Here is a 17,730-nt window from a genome sequence, read left to right as displayed (position 1 = left end):
CGGTATATAAGCAGTACGTGTTGTTATTTTTTGATTTCAGGCTGTTTATCAAAGGTTGTTACGCCTTCTGGGAGTTGATACCAGCTCTGTTTTTCACTGACCCACACATGAGCTGTCGGTTCAAATAACGCGTCATCTTCCAGTTCTGTGGGTTTGAGCTTAAGTTTGATGCTTGAAAGATCGGCAGGGTTGAAATGATAGACTCGGTTGCCACACTCGGGACAAAATTTCGCACTGTTTTGATTGCCGCTATCTGCAGGGCGTGTCCACTCTTTTAGCTCGCCTTGAAACTCAACAGCATCGGTTGGAAATACAGCGGTGACGCTAAAAGGGCTAGTTGATAGCTTTTGGCACTCTTTACAGTGGCAAGCCATGACGACTAACGGTGCTTGTTTGATTTGATAAGTCAGCTGCCCGCATTGACAGCTTCCTGAGATTGGATATGTCACTATTAATTCCCTTTAATGAGTATTGTGGTGGTTGATTTTTATTCACTGTATCATATGGGAATAACAATAAAAGCCGATCAATACGATAAGGTTTTTAGTAAAGATCGGATTTAATTATTGGGCTTTAGGCTAAAAATGTGAAATTAATTAAGAGGCACACGTTCCTTTTACGGCTAACTTGTATTTGGATACCTCTTCTTTACCTACCGTCTCATCAACAACTTCTACGCCTGCACCACCAACAAAAACACCTAGCTTTATAAATTGTTGTACAAAATAAAGTCGTCCTTTTTCAGTGTATAGTGTTACATCATTGGGGGAAAATTCAGACTCGGTACTGATGCTGTGTTCTTTGTTACCTTCAACTTCTTGATAAAAGAAAACACCAGGAGCTGTTTGACCAATGCATTCCCCGTTAATAAACACGTCCTTTTTCAGTGCAGCACCAACGGAGGAGTCATTTCGATAAACATAGATACCTGAAGAATTTTCAGATGGTGCTATAAAACTTTTTGCTGCAGTGGTTTCCTCTTCTGAAGATGTAGGTACTGTGGCACACCCAGATAAGGTTAGCGCTAGTGCGGCTAGTAACAAAGATAAGTTTTTCATATCATTCTCTTGATTTGTCAATTAAAGATTAATGATATAGGTACTTGATTTTATAAGTATATTTATTAAAAGGTAATTTGCGATCACCTTCATTTTAATCGATACATAATGAAGGTGAAATATAGACTTTCATGTACTACTAAGTGGATGGTTAATTAAAAAATATTAATCGACGACAACCGCCGTACCACTAGCTGACACCATTAACATACCATTTGCTTGCCCAAGGACTTCATAATCAATATCGACACCAACAACGGCATTTGCACCGAGCTCTTGAGCTTTGGTTTCAAGCTCTTGGAAGGCGATTAATCGCGCTTTTTCCAATTCCCGCTCGTAGGTTCCTGATCGTCCACCAACCATATCACGTATTCCGGCAAACATATCTTTGAATAAGTTGGCGCCTAAAATGGCCTCTCCGGCAATGACACCTTTATAGGCGACAATGCGTTTTCCTTCTACGGATTGAGTGGTTGTTACAATCATATAGCTTTCCTTTTTCTGTGGTGATTTTAATGTGTGATTAGCAAGGTTAGCTTAGTCGTGGCGATCTGACTGTGAGGAAGTTTGAGTATTGTGTTTTTTGATGGTTAAGCGCCTTGAAGGGGCAAGGCACTTCTATTATGGCTGTTTATTTTAGTAAAGCTTCCGCTCTGAATAGTTGTAATAGAAGAGGGGCTTTACAGAGAGGTAGCATAGAGCAGAGTTATTGGGGGTAGGAGCGAGCTCTGCTCTATGCCACAATCGGGTGGGTAATGGATCAGTTACTTTTTACATCATGCTGGTATTGACACAATTCAATTAAGGCCATGATCATCGCCTTTTCTAGCCAGTTGTTACTGACTTTAAGACGCTCGATATAATGTCGCGTCAAAGGGGCATCAAAAGGGGTATGGACATCTGCATTGGGTCTCATTCTGTTTCTCCGGTTCTTGATAACACCGATAGTTTGCCAACAAAGGAGGAAGCGAAAAACAGAGTTAATTTTAATCTTCTGTTCCTTATTTTTGAGTTAATGTCTTGTAAGTGGGGTTAATAAGCTAAATTAACGATAAATAAGGAAGGGTTTGAAGGAATATTTTCTGCATTTATACGTCTAATTTTCGCTAGTATAGAAGTATCAATCTAACTGTTAAGGCTTTGCCTGTGTCCGATTTAAATTTACTGCGCTATTACACTCGTTTAGTGCCTTTAGGGGTGGGAAGTGAGATAAAGACGGCACTGGTAGATGTTTCTGAAGTGCTCTTTACCAGTGTGCGTCATGCTAGAAATCTATTGAATCAAATGCATGAACTTGAATGGCTGACATGGGCACCCAAAGTAGGCCGCAATCAACGCTCCACTCTGGTTCTTAATCTAGAGCTTATTGAACTAAAAAAGCAGCTCGCCACAGAAAGGATCGTTTCAGGTAAATATGAAAAGGCGCTTGCGATACTTGATGACGATAAGAAAGAGTTTGGACGCCTATTGCAGAGCACTTCTGGTGTCTCTATGCATGAAGGGCAGTTACATCTTCAGCTAACCTATAAACGGTCATTTGAACGTTTGGTTCCACATCAACTGCAGCGCAGCAGTGAACGCTATCTTCTACGTCAGCTATATTGTTGTTTGGTGACGAGTGATAGAGATGGTTTGGTTGAACCTCAACTGGCTCACCATTGGGAGTATGATCCCGAGCACTATCAATGGACGTTTTATTTACGCCCAGGGCTAACCTTTCATGATGGCAGCCCTATTGATGCTGCCGCCATCGTTAAGCTCTATAAGAAACTGTTAACGCTACCTGAATATCAAACTGAGCTCTCCCATCTTTCTGATGTGTCATCTGAACAGCCGTTGAAGATCTTATTTACTCTGTCTGAGCCAGATAAAGGCTTTGCTGGGCTTATCTCTGGCGTGCGTTATTCGATACAGCCGGTTAGTCAGGTTGGTGGCACTTCGGATTATGCCGTGATTGGAAGTGGGCCTTTTGAAGTGGTTGAACACTCGTCTGAGAAGTTACGTTTGCAAGCATTCGAACGATATTATGCTTGTCGAGCGCTGACCGATCGCGTCACCATATGGCGGCTGAATGAAGTGAAAAAAGACCTGAGTCTGATTGAAACTAACCAACTAGCGTCGAACAATGAAAAAGAGTGTAACCATTACGTCGCTTACAGCGTGAGTGATGAAAGCAGTGAGGCTGATGATAATACCGAGCAAGGTATAAAATACAGCCGCATTGAAGATGGCTGTATGTTTGCATTGTTTAACCAAAACACATCCACGTTACTTGGTGAACAGCAGCGCCGCTATCTTTCTAGTGTTTTATCGGCACAGAATGTCTACAAAAGAATGCGTGAACAAAAAAGCCTATTTGGGTGTGAGGTTGCTGGGAATTTACTACCAATGTGGCAAACAATGCTGCGCCCGTTTCGTGTGGAATCGACGCTGCCTGCTTCCCTTTCTATAGCGGTTTACGATTATGCCGCTTTAATGAGTTGTGTTTATAGTATTCAATCCATCTTACAAGAACTGGGTGTTAAGGTAGAAGTAAACACTTACTCATATCGTGAACTATCAGAGCGTTCAGCCAATGGATCGTTAACAGAAGAGCTAATTATTACGAATATCAATTTGGATGATAATCGTCATGCTTCTGCGTTTGATAGCTTGTTTAATAACCCTATTTTGCACAATTCAATAGGCACAATGGCAAGTCAATGGTTAACAGAGTCACTGACCACATTACGCAGTAGCACTGAGCTTTGTGATTATCTTAATGATCTCGAACCGATAGCCTCGACATTGATTTCTGAGTTCTATCTCACTCCGCTTTTTCATCACCGTCAGACACTTCGTTTCCACGGCGTATTGAAAGACGTTGAACTCACCAACTGGGGGTGGCCCGATATACGAAATGTCTGGTCAGCGAGTTAGAGATTGCGGTACGAGCAAGTAGCGGTTTGTTATTCTGATGTAATGACTATCTTTTGAGTGCTGTCGTAAAATGAACGGGCGTCTTTGAAGTTACTTAAATTATCAGGCAGCCTAAGGGCATGAGACAATTTACCTTTATTTTGCGTATTGTCGACGCCATTGAGTTGATGATCCCAAATAAGCTTGAGATTGAAGCGCTTTCTCTATCATTGAATGTCAGTAAGTGGCACCTGCAGCATGAATTTAAACGTTATACAGGAATGTCGGTAGGGCATTACTATCGTGCTCGTTTGCTTTCATTGGCGGCAAAGGAGATCGCAGATAGTCATCGGCGTTTGATTGATATCGCTCTCGATTTTGGTTTTGATAGCCATGAGGCGTTTTATCGCGCCTTCAAAAAGCAGTTTCTTGTCTCTCCTAAGCACCTGAAATATTCCCCACACTTTGCTCAATTTCTTGTTGTCTCGCCAATCACATTAAACTATTTAGAGTTTGTACAGCATCTCGAGAAAAACCGGCCATCACTTTGCCATTTTGACAAGGTTGAAGTTCAGGGGGTGTCCGAGGTATTTCCATCTATATCAATCAACGAAGGGAAGTTTATGCCTCCGCTGAGGAAGCTTTGGTCTGAATTTGAGCGAGCAACGCAAGACTGGCAGCATCAAGGTAGGCGTTATTACACATTAGAGTACCGTAACAATTGCTCTTATCTATCAGGCCTGTTTCAGATGGTTGCTGCATGCGACGGTAATAATGAAGGAAGTGATCGCATACTAACCTGTGTTTCCTTACCTGCTAGAAAACTGTGGCAATTCGAGTTACCAGACGTGTCGTACGTTGCGTCTTTCTTTCATTACCTTCATTTAGTCTTCATGCCTAACCACCATCTCTCAGCCAAAGTACTGCCAATAATATGGCAGCAGCAACAGGATGAATCATTAATGTGTTCTATTGAGTTAATCACTCAACAAGATAATGTTTTACCTAAAAGTATCCGTTATTTATCGAATCGGCTCGTTCAGTTACCTACTCTCGTTGGTCAGTTTGACCATCATCAAACTGGCTCACATAACATCCTCAAAGAGCAGAGGCTGAGTGATATTGTGGCGCATTATATGTCCAAAGTGGGCCTTGTGAATGATGGAAAAGGGGCGATACTCATCGGCCAGAATGAAGACGGTATATTCTCTCCCCATCATGATTATGACAGTGCCTATTTTGAGTTTTCAGAAACCGGAGACGACGTGGAGAGTGCCAGCTATTTGCAGTGTAAATTGGAAGGCACGTTGAAGGCCATTGGGGATGATCTTGAGATGTTGTATTACCACTATTTAGCGGATTCACCATTCTATCTAGTGAGAGGCTATGAGTGGATTACATCATTGATCTCAATGGATTCGGAAAACGAGGATCAAGAGTGGAAAATGGAACTCTTGATCCCAGCTAAAAAGCGGTAGATCAATGTTATCTAAAACGGCTATCGAAAACGGTTATCGATAATCGATTAATTGTACTTCTTGAGTCAGATCAGACGTGATCTCAAACCCTGTCACTGCAAACGTTGGTGGCCCTTGAAGTATTGGGTTATTTGAAAATCCAATCGGCTCTTGAGGAATGGGACCATCCATATTGAGTTGTTGGTTTGCATCTATATCTTGATACACCTGAATGGAATAGTAGCCCTCTAAAATATCGCTGAACACGATAGAGCCAGTAAACTCGTTCATGTCGATGCTTCTCTCTTCTAATAGTTGGTCATTTGAGCGTTTTAACTCAATACGAAGTACTCCCCCTTCTTCGGTGGTGTTGGTCAGGTTTAGCGTTAACGCATGAAGCTTAGCGCTATCCGCTAGTTTTAAATTATCTTGAGTCTGTAGTTGGTGTGGTGGCTCTTCGCAGCCCATTAATGCAAAGCTAATCATTGGCAATAGTAAATATTTCACTTGGTCATTCCTGTTAAAGGTGAATCGTTAACGGTTTTCTTTTTTTCAATAATGAAAGAGGGGATAAATAGCAGCCCAACGATCATAGCTAACATCAGGTTGTACGCAGGGCCTGTGGAAGCGTATTTGAAGGCAAATGGCGCCAGAGTAAAGATCACGACATAGTGCCAGCTAAATACCTGCAGAGAGTGACGACCAAGCATGGCGAGCGGACGGAATGTGAGAAGCCTTGGGTGATGCATAATAAGGTAGTTCAACAGATAGATGAGCAGTGCTAGGTTGAATACCCTGAGCCAACCAAGAGTGGGTTTATTCCCTAGCGTATAAAGTGTTCCTTGGTGGAGACCAAACTGCTGAACAAACACATTGTGATGAGCCAGAAAAATAAAGACAGCAGCGACCACAGCAAGGAGCAGAATCAGTCGGTATTTAAACCAATTAATGGACAGGTGATGATGGCAGTAGCCAATAGATAGCCCAATCATGAAAGGGAGCTGCCACGCAAGCCAATTAAAATACCCAGTGTTAATCGGTGTAATTGGCGCTACTTGGGCTATTTGAGTTGATAGATCGACCCAAGAACTGCTTAGCCAGATAATGGTACTGATAGCGATAACCCAGAGAATCTTCCCTCTATTCAGTAGGTGCAGGGCAATAGGCGCACACAACATAAAAACGATGTACATCGGTAATATGTCGAAATAGGCGGGCTTGTGGATGAGAAGAAGGGTAAGGGGAGTCGCAAGCTCTGGTTGCCTAAACAGGAAAGGGAACATTGTTTGAAAGAAAGCGGGATAGACAGGCCATAAGGTCGAGATTGAGATTGCAACCACGATGATTAATATTAAAGCCCCAATATGGTAGCCATAAAGCTGTTTAGCTCGTTGAATGAGTTTGCTTGTCACGTTCGTGGCGGCAGGGCGACAATAAATAAGCCCAACCATTAATCCAGATATGAAGACAAACCCCTCTGCGGCACCCACTTGGCCTAAAGGCTGCAACGTGAAAAGCTGTATTGCGGATCGCCCGCCTGTTATCCAAATAAAGTGATTGATTGCCATGAAAATCAATAATAAGCCTCGAATTGAGTCAATGGCATGGTTCCTTTTCATAGAGTCCTCCGTGATGAGTGTGTTAAGCCGGTTTCTCTTTTCCTATTTTTAGGCTAATTATCTGAATAAAATAAAACTGACTTACTGTGTGGTTTCATCAACCTAGCGGATCTCTTGTCACACTTTTTACACTCTTCTGTCGGAGCACCTAGCTAATGTGCCAGTATGAGTTGGGATTGTGTACTTTTTGAACGTACGACATGGAAGGGTGATTTGGTCGAATTAGAAAAGGTTTATCGCTAGGTTTAATTGATGAAAAAACAGCAAAAATATTCATTTCACTATCCATTACTCAGTATATTGCTTTGCGCCCCAGTTATTGCGGAAGATAAACGCGTTTCAACGAACCTGCCTGAAGGGAATGAGATATCTACCCCTGTCGCCCCAACTCAGCCAACGGTTACAATTGAAAAAGATCAAGGCTGGATACAACTCACCTCTGGGGAAGTGTTGCTAGGCCGTTTAATTGGCACGGTTCAAGAGGATCAAAACTCCTATGAACTGGTTATTGAGTTTGATAGTGATGAACTTGGCGATGTTGAAATTGATGTTGAAGATATTGCAGTACTGCAAACCTCTGACATATTTCGAGTTCGCCTTGTTAACGGTGAGACACATGAAGGCCGATTAACGATCGTCGGTGATAAGCTCACGATTCAAAACGAGGGTATACATGTTTATCCAGTTAGCCTAGTTGTTTCTATATATAGCCGTGTTGAGTCAGAAATTGAACGTTGGGAAACTGATCTATTTCTAGGGGCGAACTTGAGTAAAGGGAATACCGACGAGCTTTCTATTTCAGGCGAGGTGAGTGGTAAGAGACAGACCGTCTACTCACGTACCCTGCTTAAATACATTGGTAATGTGACGCAATCTTCTGGTGAAAAAACCGCTCAAAATCACCAGTTTGATGGCTCTTACGATATTTATCTGAGTAATCGGATCTTCTTTCGTCCAATCAAAGCAACTGTCAACAGTGACAAATTTCAAAACATTGATTATCGAATCAATGCCTCAATGCAGCTTGGTTACTTTATTATCACTCAGTCAGACTTAGAGTGGGACGTCTCACTTGGTCCGGGTTTTCAATACACTCAATTTTATACCGTGCCTGAAGGGGAAAGTTCTTCTGAACAGAGCCCGACACTCGTTTTCTCTTCTGATTTAGAGTACGAACTGACTAAAGATATCGATGTTAGCCATGGCTACGATTTGAACTGGGCGAGTAATGCCTCGGGTGGGGTTCGTCACAGTAACCATGTTAGTGTTGATATGGAGTTGGTGGATGATCTCGATTTTACCGTCAAATTTATTTGGGATCACAACTCAAACCCAAAAGTCGATTCTGAAGGGAATACACCGGATAAAAACGACTATAAGCTCAATTTTGGTCTGACATTCGATTTTTGATCATAAGATTCTCTCGATTACTAGCAAGCAATTAAGCGAGTTATTGGTATGATCAACAAGCCGTTAGCGAGTTAGGGTTTAACCATGTTAGAGATAGAACGAAAATTTTTGATTAACAGTAATGATTTTAAAGCTGATGCTATAAAAGAGATGCGTATTACCCAAGGTTATTTATGTTCAGTTCCAGAGCGTACTGTACGTGTTCGAGTGAAGGGTGAGAAAGGTTTTATGACGGTAAAAGGCATTGGTAATGAATCCGGTGCGAGCCGTTTTGAATGGGAAAGAGAGATCTCGGTCGCAGAGGCTCAATCTCTCTTAAAAATATGCGAACCCGGTGTGATTGATAAAACTCGCTATCTTGTTCCATGCGGTGAACACACTTATGAAGTGGATGAGTTTTATGGTGAAAACCAAGGGTTAATGGTAGCAGAAGTTGAGCTATCTTCTGAAAGTGAAGCCTTTAAAAAGCCTTCTTGGTTAGCGGAAGAAGTGACGGGGCAAACCCGCTATTACAACTCTATGCTAATGAAACACCCTTACAGTAAATGGTCGCTTGAAACCGATTAATAGGCGCCGCGTTTACCGTTTTTATATGCCCTCTAAGTGACCAACCACTTAGAGGGCTTTTTTATATAAGGTGATGATAAAAATGTCAGGTATCTTATTGATTGTAAATTGGAATGTAGGGCTGTTTCAGTCTACGGTTATAGCTTAAGAGTAAAAATTGGTATTAGAGCACAAGGATGAAAGTAGTGGCTATGTTGAAACTTATTTGGTTAGGCTTGATATTCGTGATCCCCACATCCTTTGCTTCCTCGCCACAAGAGCAAGACCCAAATTCGTTTATTCAAGTTAACGTCAGTCTTGATCTGCAAGGCATTGAAGCGTCTATTGATGGTACGAGTCAATCATTAAACTCCTTAGCCGATTCATTGAATGCGATTGCTGAAAGCCCTGACCTTACTCCTGAGCAACAAAAAAACATTGAGTTAACCATGAATAACGTCAACCAATTGATTGATGTTTCAACTCAATCGCTTGAAAAGCTGCCTATCGCTTTGTCTCAGTCAAAACAAGTGGTTGGAGAAAAGACGCAGCTATTTTTAGATGATGTGAAGTTTAAACTGATACTGATCATCTCGTTGGTTGTATTGGCGTTGCTCGCGATAATCGGTTGTATCTATTGGTTCTTATTACGACCACTGCAGTCAACGGTGTTATCAGCGACTACCCATGTTTCTCAAATGGCTCAAGCACTTCAAGTGACAGCAAAAGCGGTAGAAGCTTGCACTGATAAACAACAAGCAATCTCAAAGCAACTTAACCAACACCGCTGATATAAATTTCTTCGGTTATTACTCGCACCTATTATTCGCACTGATTATTAGCATCGATGCGGAGCTCTCATTACACTTGTCTCACGCTTGTTGTCGTGCGTTAAATTGGTCACAGTAGACGGTGAGATAAAAAGACAGGGATTAATAGATGATAAAAAAATTCGCGTTAGTATCGGTACTCTTACTTGCTGGATGCTCGACCTCTGTTGAACCTCAAAGGCCGATGGATTTTGGTGTGGTGGTCAGTGGGGATAGCCAGCAGTTTGAATCCGTTTCCACTTTTGCCTGGCATGAACGTTCAGGAACCGTGTTAGTGAAGGACAAAGAGCTGGGGCAAAAATCGTCTCAACTTTATCACTCTTTGGTGGAGCAGCAGATGCTTGAAAGAGGGTATCGTTTAGTCTCGCAACCACTCCAGGCCGACGTCTTATTGGTGGTTGCGCTTGCTCAGCAATCGGAAATTACCGATTCAGATATTTTTGCGAAAACGTTACTTTCAACGGGAATTATCACCGTAGACAGTGATGGAGACGCGGTAGAAAAAGGCTCGTTATATCTCGCGGCTTTCCCTTCAAATTTAATCGAACAAGCTGATGTTGAACAGCCGATATGGAAAGCACTGGCACAAAGGCCGATGAAAGAAGGCGTTGATGAAGCAACACGTCAAGCCCTCGCCTCTGACTTAGTAAAACGAATGATGTCTTCTATTCCTGTGTCGAATAATTAATATAACTTGAACGCTGTTCAATTAGATTATATAACGCTTATTAACGTTGATTTAGAGGGTAAGTGTATGGAATTAGTGTGTGGTAATGAAGAGCAACTCGCAGCGGAACAAGAGCTCGTTGTCACTTTTGAACAAGTCCAACAGAAATATAAGCAATCGCCTTACCCAAGTTATGATGAACGTGTAGAACTGCTTGGAAAGCTTAAAGCTGAGTTATTGGCGAATAAATCAAATCTTGTGGAGGCGTTGAATCAAGATTACGGATTTCGTTCAACCTTTGACAGCACGATCTGCGATCTTATGCCCACGGTCAATCATATTGATTACACGCTAAAAAAACTTAAAAAGTGGATGCAGCCAGATGCACGCTCTGCTGGCTTATTGCTTGCCCCTTCTAAAGCTCAAATTCAATACCAGCCTGTTGGCGTGGTTGGCGTCATGGTTCCTTGGAATTTCCCTATCGTATTAAGCCTTGCACCTATCGTCACGGCGATTGCCGCAGGTAACCGTGTAATGGTTAAACTGAGTGAAGCGACACCGCATACCAATGAAGTACTCAACCGAGTGTTCTCTTGTTTAAGTGAGCATATCTATTCGATTGAGGGCGGTGTTTCTCTCTCTGCTCATTTTAGTTCTTTGGCTTTTGATCACTTAGTGTTTACAGGCTCGACAGCCGTTGGCCGAAAAGTTGCGCAAGCCGCGGCGAAAAACCTGACTCCGGTTACATTAGAGCTTGGTGGGAAATCCCCCGTGATTGTTGGTCAAGACGCTGATCTTAAGAAAGCGATTGATGCGATGATGTTGGGCAAATCGATCAATAGCGGTCAGATCTGTGTTGCGCCTGATTATGTCTTTGTGCCGAAAGACAAAGTTGCTAAATTTGGCGCGCTTTATCTCAAACGATTTGAATCGTTATTTCCCGTTAAAAAAGGTCAAAGAAATCTCACCAGTATCATTAATTCAGGTCAACACTCTCGCTTACAACGCTATTTAGAAGATGCCAAAGAGAAAGGCGCTAACGTTGAAACGATAGATTGTGACAAGCTTATTGAACATCAAATGTTGCCTCATATTCTGACTGAACTGACGGACGATATGCTGGTGATGCAAGAAGAGATCTTTGGCCCGTTACTTCCCGTGATCGGCTATGAATCTATGGATGAAGTGACCACTTTTATCAATGAGCGACCAAGACCGCTGGCCTTGTACTTAATGAGCGATGATAAAGAGTTACGAACTCATGTTCTGCAGAACACGCACAGTGGCGGCGTTTGCATTAACGATACGTTACTGCATGTCGCACTCGATGACGCGCCTTTTGGCGGCAGTGGTGATTCAGGTATGGGGCGTTATCATGGCATTGAAGGCTTTAAAGCGTTTTCGAATCAAAAAACCGTATTAATAACGCCAAGTTGGCTAACTCGTGGCCGAATGATGCTGAAGTGGCGAAATATTGCGCAAAAGGTGATTGGTAAGCTGTTTATCCGCTAGTTTCGTGCAAGGCATTGTAGTTTTAAGCGAAATAACACGCTAACATAGCCACGCTTGAGTTTATGGCTAAATAGCCTAGGCAAAAAAGCACATACATTTATTTTTTATTCTCAGGGCGGGGCGAAATTCCCCACCGGCGGTAATTCTTATTTTTTATATTGATAAGATCAGCCCGCGAGCGCTCGATACGTCGAGGTCAGCAGATCTGGTGCAAACCCAGAGCCGACGGTTAAAGTCCGGATGAGAGAGAATGAAAACACGTCAGTAGGCAACACTAACTTGATTGGTGATGCCTACTGACGCATTTCGTTTTGGATTTTTATCCCTCATACAGCCCTGATTCTGGTGATATTTAGGAGTTTAACCATGAATCAGTCTTCAGTTCTTGCCGAATTTGGCAACCCAATCACACGTGTTGAAAACGCTCTCGAGGCTTTAAGAAAAGGCCAAGGTGTCATCTTGCTTGATGACGAAGATCGTGAAAACGAAGGTGATATTATCTATTCAGTCGAGCACCTTACGAATGCTCAAATGGCACTGATGATCCGCGAATGCAGCGGCATTGTTTGCTTATGCCTAACGGATGCACAAGCAACGAAACTTGAACTGCCACCTATGGTTGTAAACAACAACAGTGCGAATCAGACGGCATTTACCGTGTCGATTGAAGCGAAAGTTGGCGTGACAACAGGTGTTTCTGCACAAGACCGCGTTACAACGATTAAAACAGCGGCTAATCCAAACGCGAAGCCTGACGATTTAGCTCGTCCGGGTCACGTTTTCCCACTGCGCGCACGTGCAGGTGGTGTATTGACTCGTCGTGGCCACACAGAAGGTACAGTCGACCTAATGCAGATGGCTGGTCTTCAGCCTGCAGGTGTACTGTGTGAAGTTCAGAACGAAGATGGGACTATGGCGAAAACGCCTGAGCTGGTTGAGTTTAGTCGTAAGCACAATATGCCAATCCTGACGATTGAAGATATGGTGATGTACCGCACTGAGCATGATTTAAAGCTCGCTTAATGCCAAAAGCGATTTAGTTTCGCTGAATACGAATAATACGCCCTAGCTTAACGAAGAGTTGAGCTAGGGCGTTTTCTTTTCTATTTATTTTTCTTTAGGCATCGAGATAGGTAATTAGTTAGAAAAACGCTCTACCATAAACTGAATGAACGCCTGCAAACGTTTTGGTCTATATCTGTCTTGATGGTACAAAATAGAAAAGTCGACACTAGGAATATTCCAACCTTCAAATACATCGACTAATTTCTCTTGTTCTAATTCAGCTAAACAGTAAAGCCTAGGCACTCGAATAATGCCGTTACCACTAACTGCGCTCTGCATTAGCACTCGTCCATTTTTACACTGTAAATGCCCTTTAAGCGACACTTCGGCCTCGTGGTTAGCTGAGTTGTAAAAGGTCCATTTTCGAACTGAACCCGTTAAACAGCGGTGCTGATTAAGTGACTTAGGGCTATCGGGAACGCCATATTTTTCGAGATAATTCGGGCTAGCAAAGGTGCCCATTTCAACATCGAGCAGCTTACGCGCAACAAACCCCGCATCGTCTATCGTTCCCATACGAAAGGCTACATCAAAGTCGTCACTGATAAGATCAATACGGTGACTACTAAAATCCAAATTGATGGTGACATCAGGGTAGAGTTGCATAAATTCACTCGCATACTGCGCCACCATCTCCTCTCCTAGATAGCCACCCACGCAGTTCACTCGTATTTCACCTTGTATAACGTCAATGTCATCAGACACGCCAAGAAGTGCTTGGTCTATTTGTACTAGTGCTTGTTGACACTGCTGATAGAAACGTTCGCCAGCGCTCGTGAGATTGAGCGTTCGGGTAGTACGTATGAGTAATGTCGCACCAATCTGTTTTTCTAGATTACTAACTTGTCGAGAAACGTGTGAACGAGAGACATCGAGTGTTTCGGCTGCCTTGGTGAAGTTGCCAAGCTGTGCAATCAAAACAAACGATCGAACGTCTGCTAGATTTATGTCATTAACCATACTCATTGTTTCGTTTCCATTTTGCAGTCCTTGAACCATTGTCTGCTTATTGTTGCTGTATGACAACAGTGTTTTAACTATAGGGCTATATATCAACAATGCTGTCTCACTTAATATGGCGTCACTGCTTAGGGAGAGCGCTTCGAACTCTTCTTAGATTTTTTAAAAATGGCCTGTCCGAATAAATAGGAAAAAAGATGAACACGAATACAACACAACAAACTAAAAACCTAATCGTTATTACTGGTGCAAGCTCAGGTATTGGTGCAGCCATCGCTCGTCATTTTAGCGACCAGGGCCATCCTCTTTTATTACTGGCACGTCGTGTAGAGCGTTTAGAAGCAATGAATCTTCCTAATACTCTATGTGAACAAGTAGATGTGACTGATAAAGCGAGCTTTGAAGCGGCTATTGCGAAAGCTGAGAAAGAATTCGGCCCAGCAGACTGCTTGGTGAACAACGCAGGCACTATGCTATTAGGCCAGATTGATACTCAAGATGCGTCTGAATGGAAAAGCATGTTTGATGTGAACGTTCTGGGGCTACTAAACGGCATGCAAACGGTGCTAGCACCAATGAAGGCTCGTAACAGCGGTACAATTATCAACATTAGCTCAATCGCGGGTAAAAAGACGTTCCCAGACCATGCTGCGTATTGCGGTACTAAGTTCGCGGTACATGCTATTTCTGAAAATGTACGCGAAGAAGTCGCCTCGTCGAACGTTCGTGTCACTACAATTGCACCAGGAGCCGTTGAAACAGAGTTGCTTTCACATACTACTTCTACAGAGATTAAAGAGGGCTATGACTCTTGGAAAGAGTCTATGGGTGGCGTTTTGGCCGCGGCTGATATAGCCCGAGCTGTGGTGTTTGCATATCAGCAACCACAAGGCGTGTGTATTCGTGAAATCGCTTTGGCCCCAACAAAGCAACAACCATAGTTTGATCAGTACGTTATAAGTAATGAATTTGAAATAGCGTTATATGATTTTATGAACAAATGGATTTGTTCAACCTTGATGAAACCCTATTCCTATCTTATACCTAAATAGTTATCGGCTAGACAAAATAGGCTTTTGATATGACGAATAAAATAGAAGATGAAGCACAAGTTAAAAATGAGAAAAAAAAAGCGATCGAGCTTTCTTCTGACGCAGAGCAACATAAAGAAGAGGCGACAAGCACAGAGACTAGCATTGTTTATGGTGAAGACGCCTTTCGTCAAGTAAGCCCTCTCAGTGACATTGCTTTTGTGATCTCAACACCAACAGGAAAGGTACTGAAGTGCCGTTCTAAATTTATTGGTATTCACCCAAACAATTTACTTCTTCTAGAAAAGCCTGATGTCAGCCCACAAGAGTTTACCGTTTTCTTTCAACGTGGATACGCCATAAAAGCGTGTGCGATCTCTCAGAAAGGAGAGGGCGCAAGAATCTACTTTAAGAGTAAGATTGAGTATGTGGTGGATGCAGGTCCAGAGTGCTTAGTTCTTATTTCCCTACCGAAAGCAACTCAGTTAGCGACGGGATTACGCTCTGAGGCTCGACTGGAAATTGCCTTAGATGGGTTACTTGATCCTGAAGGACATAAGTATCTTTGCCATATTAGGGATATTTCTAATACAGGATGCCAAGTGGTGACGGATAGAGACACCAATAACTATAAATTAGGGAATATCGTTGAAGTGAAAATACTTGATGGAGATTGCCCTGATAAAAGTGCATTGGTGAGCGGCATTGTTAAAAATAAAAAGCTTTCGAGCCAATATTGGACCTACGGTATTCAGTTTGATGATGGAAGTAAAGACGTGGCGAATGAGCTCCTTGAAAAGCTATCATTTGATCATGCGAGGCATCAATTTCTTCTTTGAAAGTTCGCCGTAATAATAAAAAACGCAGGACATATTCAATGGCCTGCGTTTTTTATTCTTTAATACCTATTGAGCGTTGAAAAACCTACTCTTGGAATGTATTAAGAACCACTTGGTTTCGTCCTAACCCCTTGGCTTGATAAAGTGCTTTATCTGCACGGCCGATGGAAGAGTGCTGACTTTCGTTGACTGAGGTTATTCCAATGCTTACCGTATATTTTATCGAATCTTGCTTTGTTTTAAGCGATGCTTTTTCAACTTGATGACGTAACATTTCACACAGATCATAAGCATGATTTTCATCATTTGCTTTGAAAAGTATCCCGAACTCTTCTCCGCTAAATCGAGCCAGACTGATGGCTTTAGGTAAAGGAAAGCAAGTTTGCATTAGTTTTGCTGTGTGGGCGATAATGTTGTCGCCAGCCACGTGTCCGTGCGTATCATTAATCAATCGAAATTTATCGATGTCAATAAGGGCGAGATAGACATGCTCTTCTTTTAAGTAATCATCAATGTGATCTCGGATAGTGAGTTTGTTATCGAGATTGGTCATCACATCTTTACTTTGTATCTTTTGATTCAGCAACAAGTTATTTAACGCTGTTTCAGACCCATTACGTATCATCTGTAATAAGCTGCGATGTGTCGGGAAAAACATCGGCATGTAGATGATTGCGATTAAACCGTGAACATTAAATAACGGAATCGTATAGTGGCGTGACGTGATATGAAGCTTTTGTGCTAAGGCATCACCGTTGCGCTTGCCAAAATAGTAAATACCATCTGACTTTGGCGTATAAGTGGCTGAAAGATCTTTATTTGTATATATAACTTGCTCATTACCATGAAAATCAATGGTAGAGAATTGTCCTGTATCTTGATTATGCAGACAAAACTGCACCCCTTTATGATGACAAAAACGATCCAATATTGAGCGTAACTGATGTTTATAATCGGCGATGCTTTGTTTCGTATTTAAATTTGAAAGTGCAATATTAAGCTGAATGATCAGATAATTAACAGAAACGATGATGGCGAGTAGTGAAACGAGAATGATCGCAGTTAAAATAAATTGACGTGACGTCGCGACGATATCTGCTCTATCGGTGCCGGAGATAACGACCATATTGATTCCGTTACTCGCATCAAAGGCGGAGATCTTGTTTTGGCCCTTATAATAGTATTCAAAAGTGCCGTACTCACTACCTGAATCAATGAGATTTTTTATACCTGAATTGTAGCTTATAGAAGCTGTTCCAATTCTTTTTGGCTCGGGATGAAAGAGCAAGCGCCCCGTAGTTTTATCGACCACGAATAAGTACCCGTTTTCTAAGGTACGCATACCTCTTAATAGGCTAGATCCGTACTGAAGATCGAACTCAATCCATAGCTCTTCTCGAATATTTGGTTTGTAGCGTGTAGCAAACACCCATCGATTGTTTGAGGTTTGGTAGACAGAGGATATAGAAAACTCGGCAGATAACCCTGAAATAGGTCGCCACGTCAATTGCTTTAATGTTTTTGCGTCTGGTTCAGAGTGACCGATAGAGGTGAATTGCTGAGCGTAAGAGTCTACGAGCAAAATATCAGAGTAGTAGAGTGTACTATTGAGAATATTAGACGCCAGTGCTTTAAATGAAGAATTACTGCGTGCATCATGCAGAAGATACAGTTTGCTTGCAGCTGCTTCTACGTGTGAAGAAATAAGTAATGAGGCAGTGTGGATATTTGCTTTTGATTGTAGATAAGCTTTTTCTTCAGATGCATTAAGTTGTTGATAAGCTAGATAGATCATTCCTATTGCCAATAGGAATATACACGGCCGTAGCGTGCGTATA

The 17,730-nt window shown here is 42.2% G+C and carries 18 protein-coding genes and 1 riboswitch; of the genes, 10 read left to right on the top strand and 8 right to left on the bottom strand.

Features of this window, described 5'->3' with window-relative positions; translation table 11 throughout:
- Positions 1 to 23: 23 nt before the first annotated feature.
- The 4 genes from KP803_RS12835 to KP803_RS12820 all read right to left on the bottom strand — a co-directional run bounded on the left by KP803_RS12835 (position 24) and on the right by KP803_RS12820 (position 1,974).
- Entirely contained in the window at positions 24 to 449 is a 426-nt protein-coding gene (locus KP803_RS12835; RefSeq protein ID WP_248009231.1) for a GFA family protein, read from the bottom strand.
- Positions 450 to 596: 147 nt separating this feature from the next.
- Positions 597 to 1,058 (bottom strand): DUF2846 domain-containing protein, encoded by a 462-nt coding sequence (locus KP803_RS12830; protein WP_248009230.1) that lies wholly within the window; start codon positions 1,056 to 1,058, stop codon positions 597 to 599.
- 165 nt (positions 1,059 to 1,223) lie between these two features.
- Positions 1,224 to 1,544 (bottom strand): heavy metal-binding domain-containing protein, encoded by a 321-nt coding sequence (locus KP803_RS12825; RefSeq protein ID WP_248009229.1) that lies wholly within the window; start codon positions 1,542 to 1,544, stop codon positions 1,224 to 1,226.
- Positions 1,545 to 1,818: 274 nt separating this feature from the next.
- A complete protein-coding gene (locus KP803_RS12820; RefSeq protein ID WP_248009228.1) occupies positions 1,819 to 1,974 on the bottom strand; it encodes a hypothetical protein in 156 nt (51 codons plus the stop codon).
- A gap of 230 nt (positions 1,975 to 2,204) precedes the next feature.
- Between KP803_RS12820 and KP803_RS12815 the strand changes: the two genes are divergently transcribed.
- Entirely contained in the window at positions 2,205 to 3,977 is a 1,773-nt protein-coding gene (locus tag KP803_RS12815; RefSeq protein ID WP_248009227.1) for an SgrR family transcriptional regulator, read from the top strand.
- Positions 3,978 to 4,096: 119 nt separating this feature from the next.
- A complete protein-coding gene (locus KP803_RS12810; protein ID WP_248009226.1) occupies positions 4,097 to 5,434 on the top strand; it encodes a helix-turn-helix transcriptional regulator in 1,338 nt (445 codons plus the stop codon).
- Positions 5,435 to 5,467: 33 nt separating this feature from the next.
- Here KP803_RS12810 and KP803_RS12805 read toward each other — a convergent pair whose 3' ends face one another.
- Both KP803_RS12805 and opgC read right to left on the bottom strand, forming a co-directional pair.
- Complete coding sequence (locus tag KP803_RS12805) at positions 5,468 to 5,920, bottom strand: DUF2141 domain-containing protein (RefSeq protein WP_248009225.1); 453 nt, start codon at positions 5,918 to 5,920, stop codon at positions 5,468 to 5,470.
- Positions 5,917 to 7,032: an OpgC domain-containing protein gene (gene opgC / locus KP803_RS12800; RefSeq protein WP_248009224.1), complete on the bottom strand. Its 1,116-nt coding sequence runs from the start codon at positions 7,030 to 7,032 to the stop codon at positions 5,917 to 5,919. The genes KP803_RS12805 and opgC overlap by 4 nt, the downstream gene beginning before the upstream one ends.
- Positions 7,033 to 7,284: 252 nt before the next feature.
- On the opposite strand from opgC, the gene KP803_RS12795 reads away from it, so the two are divergent.
- The 6 genes from KP803_RS12795 (at position 7,285) to ribB (ending at position 13,020) form a co-directional block, all read left to right on the top strand.
- On the top strand, positions 7,285 to 8,442 hold the full coding sequence (locus KP803_RS12795; protein ID WP_248009223.1) for a DUF481 domain-containing protein: 1,158 nt from the start codon (positions 7,285 to 7,287) through the stop codon (positions 8,440 to 8,442).
- Between the two features lie 84 nt (positions 8,443 to 8,526).
- Complete coding sequence (locus tag KP803_RS12790; RefSeq protein ID WP_248009222.1) at positions 8,527 to 9,009, top strand: CYTH domain-containing protein; 483 nt, start codon at positions 8,527 to 8,529, stop codon at positions 9,007 to 9,009.
- 191 nt (positions 9,010 to 9,200) lie between these two features.
- Positions 9,201 to 9,779 (top strand): hypothetical protein, encoded by a 579-nt coding sequence (locus tag KP803_RS12785; protein WP_248009335.1) that lies wholly within the window; start codon positions 9,201 to 9,203, stop codon positions 9,777 to 9,779.
- A gap of 148 nt (positions 9,780 to 9,927) precedes the next feature.
- On the top strand, positions 9,928 to 10,506 hold the full coding sequence (locus KP803_RS12780) for a DUF4136 domain-containing protein (protein WP_248009221.1): 579 nt from the start codon (positions 9,928 to 9,930) through the stop codon (positions 10,504 to 10,506).
- Between the two features lie 66 nt (positions 10,507 to 10,572).
- Entirely contained in the window at positions 10,573 to 11,997 is a 1,425-nt protein-coding gene (locus KP803_RS12775; RefSeq protein WP_248009220.1) for a coniferyl aldehyde dehydrogenase, read from the top strand.
- 102 nt (positions 11,998 to 12,099) lie between these two features.
- Positions 12,100 to 12,253: riboswitch (FMN riboswitch) on the top strand.
- 110 nt (positions 12,254 to 12,363) lie between these two features.
- On the top strand, positions 12,364 to 13,020 hold the full coding sequence (ribB, locus tag KP803_RS12770) for a 3,4-dihydroxy-2-butanone-4-phosphate synthase (protein ID WP_248009219.1): 657 nt from the start codon (positions 12,364 to 12,366) through the stop codon (positions 13,018 to 13,020).
- 114 nt (positions 13,021 to 13,134) lie between these two features.
- On the opposite strand, the gene KP803_RS12765 is transcribed toward ribB, so the two are convergent.
- Positions 13,135 to 14,022 carry a LysR family transcriptional regulator gene (locus KP803_RS12765; RefSeq protein WP_248009334.1) on the bottom strand — a complete coding sequence of 296 codons (888 nt, stop codon included), beginning with the start codon at positions 14,020 to 14,022 and terminating at the stop codon, positions 13,135 to 13,137.
- A 197-nt stretch (positions 14,023 to 14,219) separates the two neighbouring features.
- Between KP803_RS12765 and KP803_RS12760 the strand changes: the two genes are divergently transcribed.
- On the top strand, positions 14,220 to 14,963 hold the full coding sequence (locus KP803_RS12760; RefSeq protein ID WP_248009218.1) for an SDR family oxidoreductase: 744 nt from the start codon (positions 14,220 to 14,222) through the stop codon (positions 14,961 to 14,963).
- Positions 14,964 to 15,103: 140 nt separating this feature from the next.
- Entirely contained in the window at positions 15,104 to 15,892 is a 789-nt protein-coding gene (locus KP803_RS12755; protein ID WP_248009217.1) for a PilZ domain-containing protein, read from the top strand.
- A gap of 85 nt (positions 15,893 to 15,977) precedes the next feature.
- On the opposite strand, the gene KP803_RS12750 is transcribed toward KP803_RS12755, so the two are convergent.
- Positions 15,978 to 17,687 carry a sensor domain-containing diguanylate cyclase gene (locus KP803_RS12750; RefSeq protein ID WP_248009216.1) on the bottom strand — a complete coding sequence of 570 codons (1,710 nt, stop codon included), beginning with the start codon at positions 17,685 to 17,687 and terminating at the stop codon, positions 15,978 to 15,980.
- Positions 17,688 to 17,730 lie beyond the last annotated feature (43 nt).

Source organism: Vibrio amylolyticus (assembly GCF_023145695.1).
In the GTDB taxonomy this organism is placed as follows: domain Bacteria; phylum Pseudomonadota; class Gammaproteobacteria; order Enterobacterales; family Vibrionaceae; genus Vibrio; species Vibrio amylolyticus.
This window is presented reverse-complemented; position numbering and strand designations above follow the sequence as displayed.

What these genes read in the sequence shown, in the direction of transcription:
- KP803_RS12830 (WP_248009230.1), bottom strand. Translation starts at nt 1,058, where the DNA reads ATGAAAAACTTATCTTTGTTACTAGCCGCACTAGCGCTAACCTTATCT.
- KP803_RS12825 (WP_248009229.1), bottom strand. Translation starts at nt 1,544, where the DNA reads ATGATTGTAACAACCACTCAATCCGTAGAAGGAAAACGCATTGTCGCC.
- KP803_RS12820 (WP_248009228.1), bottom strand. Translation starts at nt 1,974, where the DNA reads ATGAGACCCAATGCAGATGTCCATACCCCTTTTGATGCCCCTTTGACG.
- KP803_RS12810 (WP_248009226.1), top strand. Translation starts at nt 4,097, where the DNA reads ATGAGACAATTTACCTTTATTTTGCGTATTGTCGACGCCATTGAGTTG.
- opgC (WP_248009224.1), bottom strand. Translation starts at nt 7,032, where the DNA reads ATGAAAAGGAACCATGCCATTGACTCAATTCGAGGCTTATTATTGATT.
- KP803_RS12795 (WP_248009223.1), top strand. Translation starts at nt 7,285, where the DNA reads ATGAAAAAACAGCAAAAATATTCATTTCACTATCCATTACTCAGTATA.
- KP803_RS12790 (WP_248009222.1), top strand. Translation starts at nt 8,527, where the DNA reads ATGTTAGAGATAGAACGAAAATTTTTGATTAACAGTAATGATTTTAAA.
- KP803_RS12785 (WP_248009335.1), top strand. Translation starts at nt 9,201, where the DNA reads ATGTTGAAACTTATTTGGTTAGGCTTGATATTCGTGATCCCCACATCC.
- KP803_RS12780 (WP_248009221.1), top strand. Translation starts at nt 9,928, where the DNA reads ATGATAAAAAAATTCGCGTTAGTATCGGTACTCTTACTTGCTGGATGC.
- KP803_RS12775 (WP_248009220.1), top strand. Translation starts at nt 10,573, where the DNA reads ATGGAATTAGTGTGTGGTAATGAAGAGCAACTCGCAGCGGAACAAGAG.
- ribB (WP_248009219.1), top strand. Translation starts at nt 12,364, where the DNA reads ATGAATCAGTCTTCAGTTCTTGCCGAATTTGGCAACCCAATCACACGT.
- KP803_RS12765 (WP_248009334.1), bottom strand. Translation starts at nt 14,022, where the DNA reads ATGGTTAATGACATAAATCTAGCAGACGTTCGATCGTTTGTTTTGATT.
- KP803_RS12760 (WP_248009218.1), top strand. Translation starts at nt 14,220, where the DNA reads ATGAACACGAATACAACACAACAAACTAAAAACCTAATCGTTATTACT.
- KP803_RS12755 (WP_248009217.1), top strand. Translation starts at nt 15,104, where the DNA reads ATGACGAATAAAATAGAAGATGAAGCACAAGTTAAAAATGAGAAAAAA.
- KP803_RS12750 (WP_248009216.1), bottom strand. Translation starts at nt 17,687, where the DNA reads ATGATCTATCTAGCTTATCAACAACTTAATGCATCTGAAGAAAAAGCT.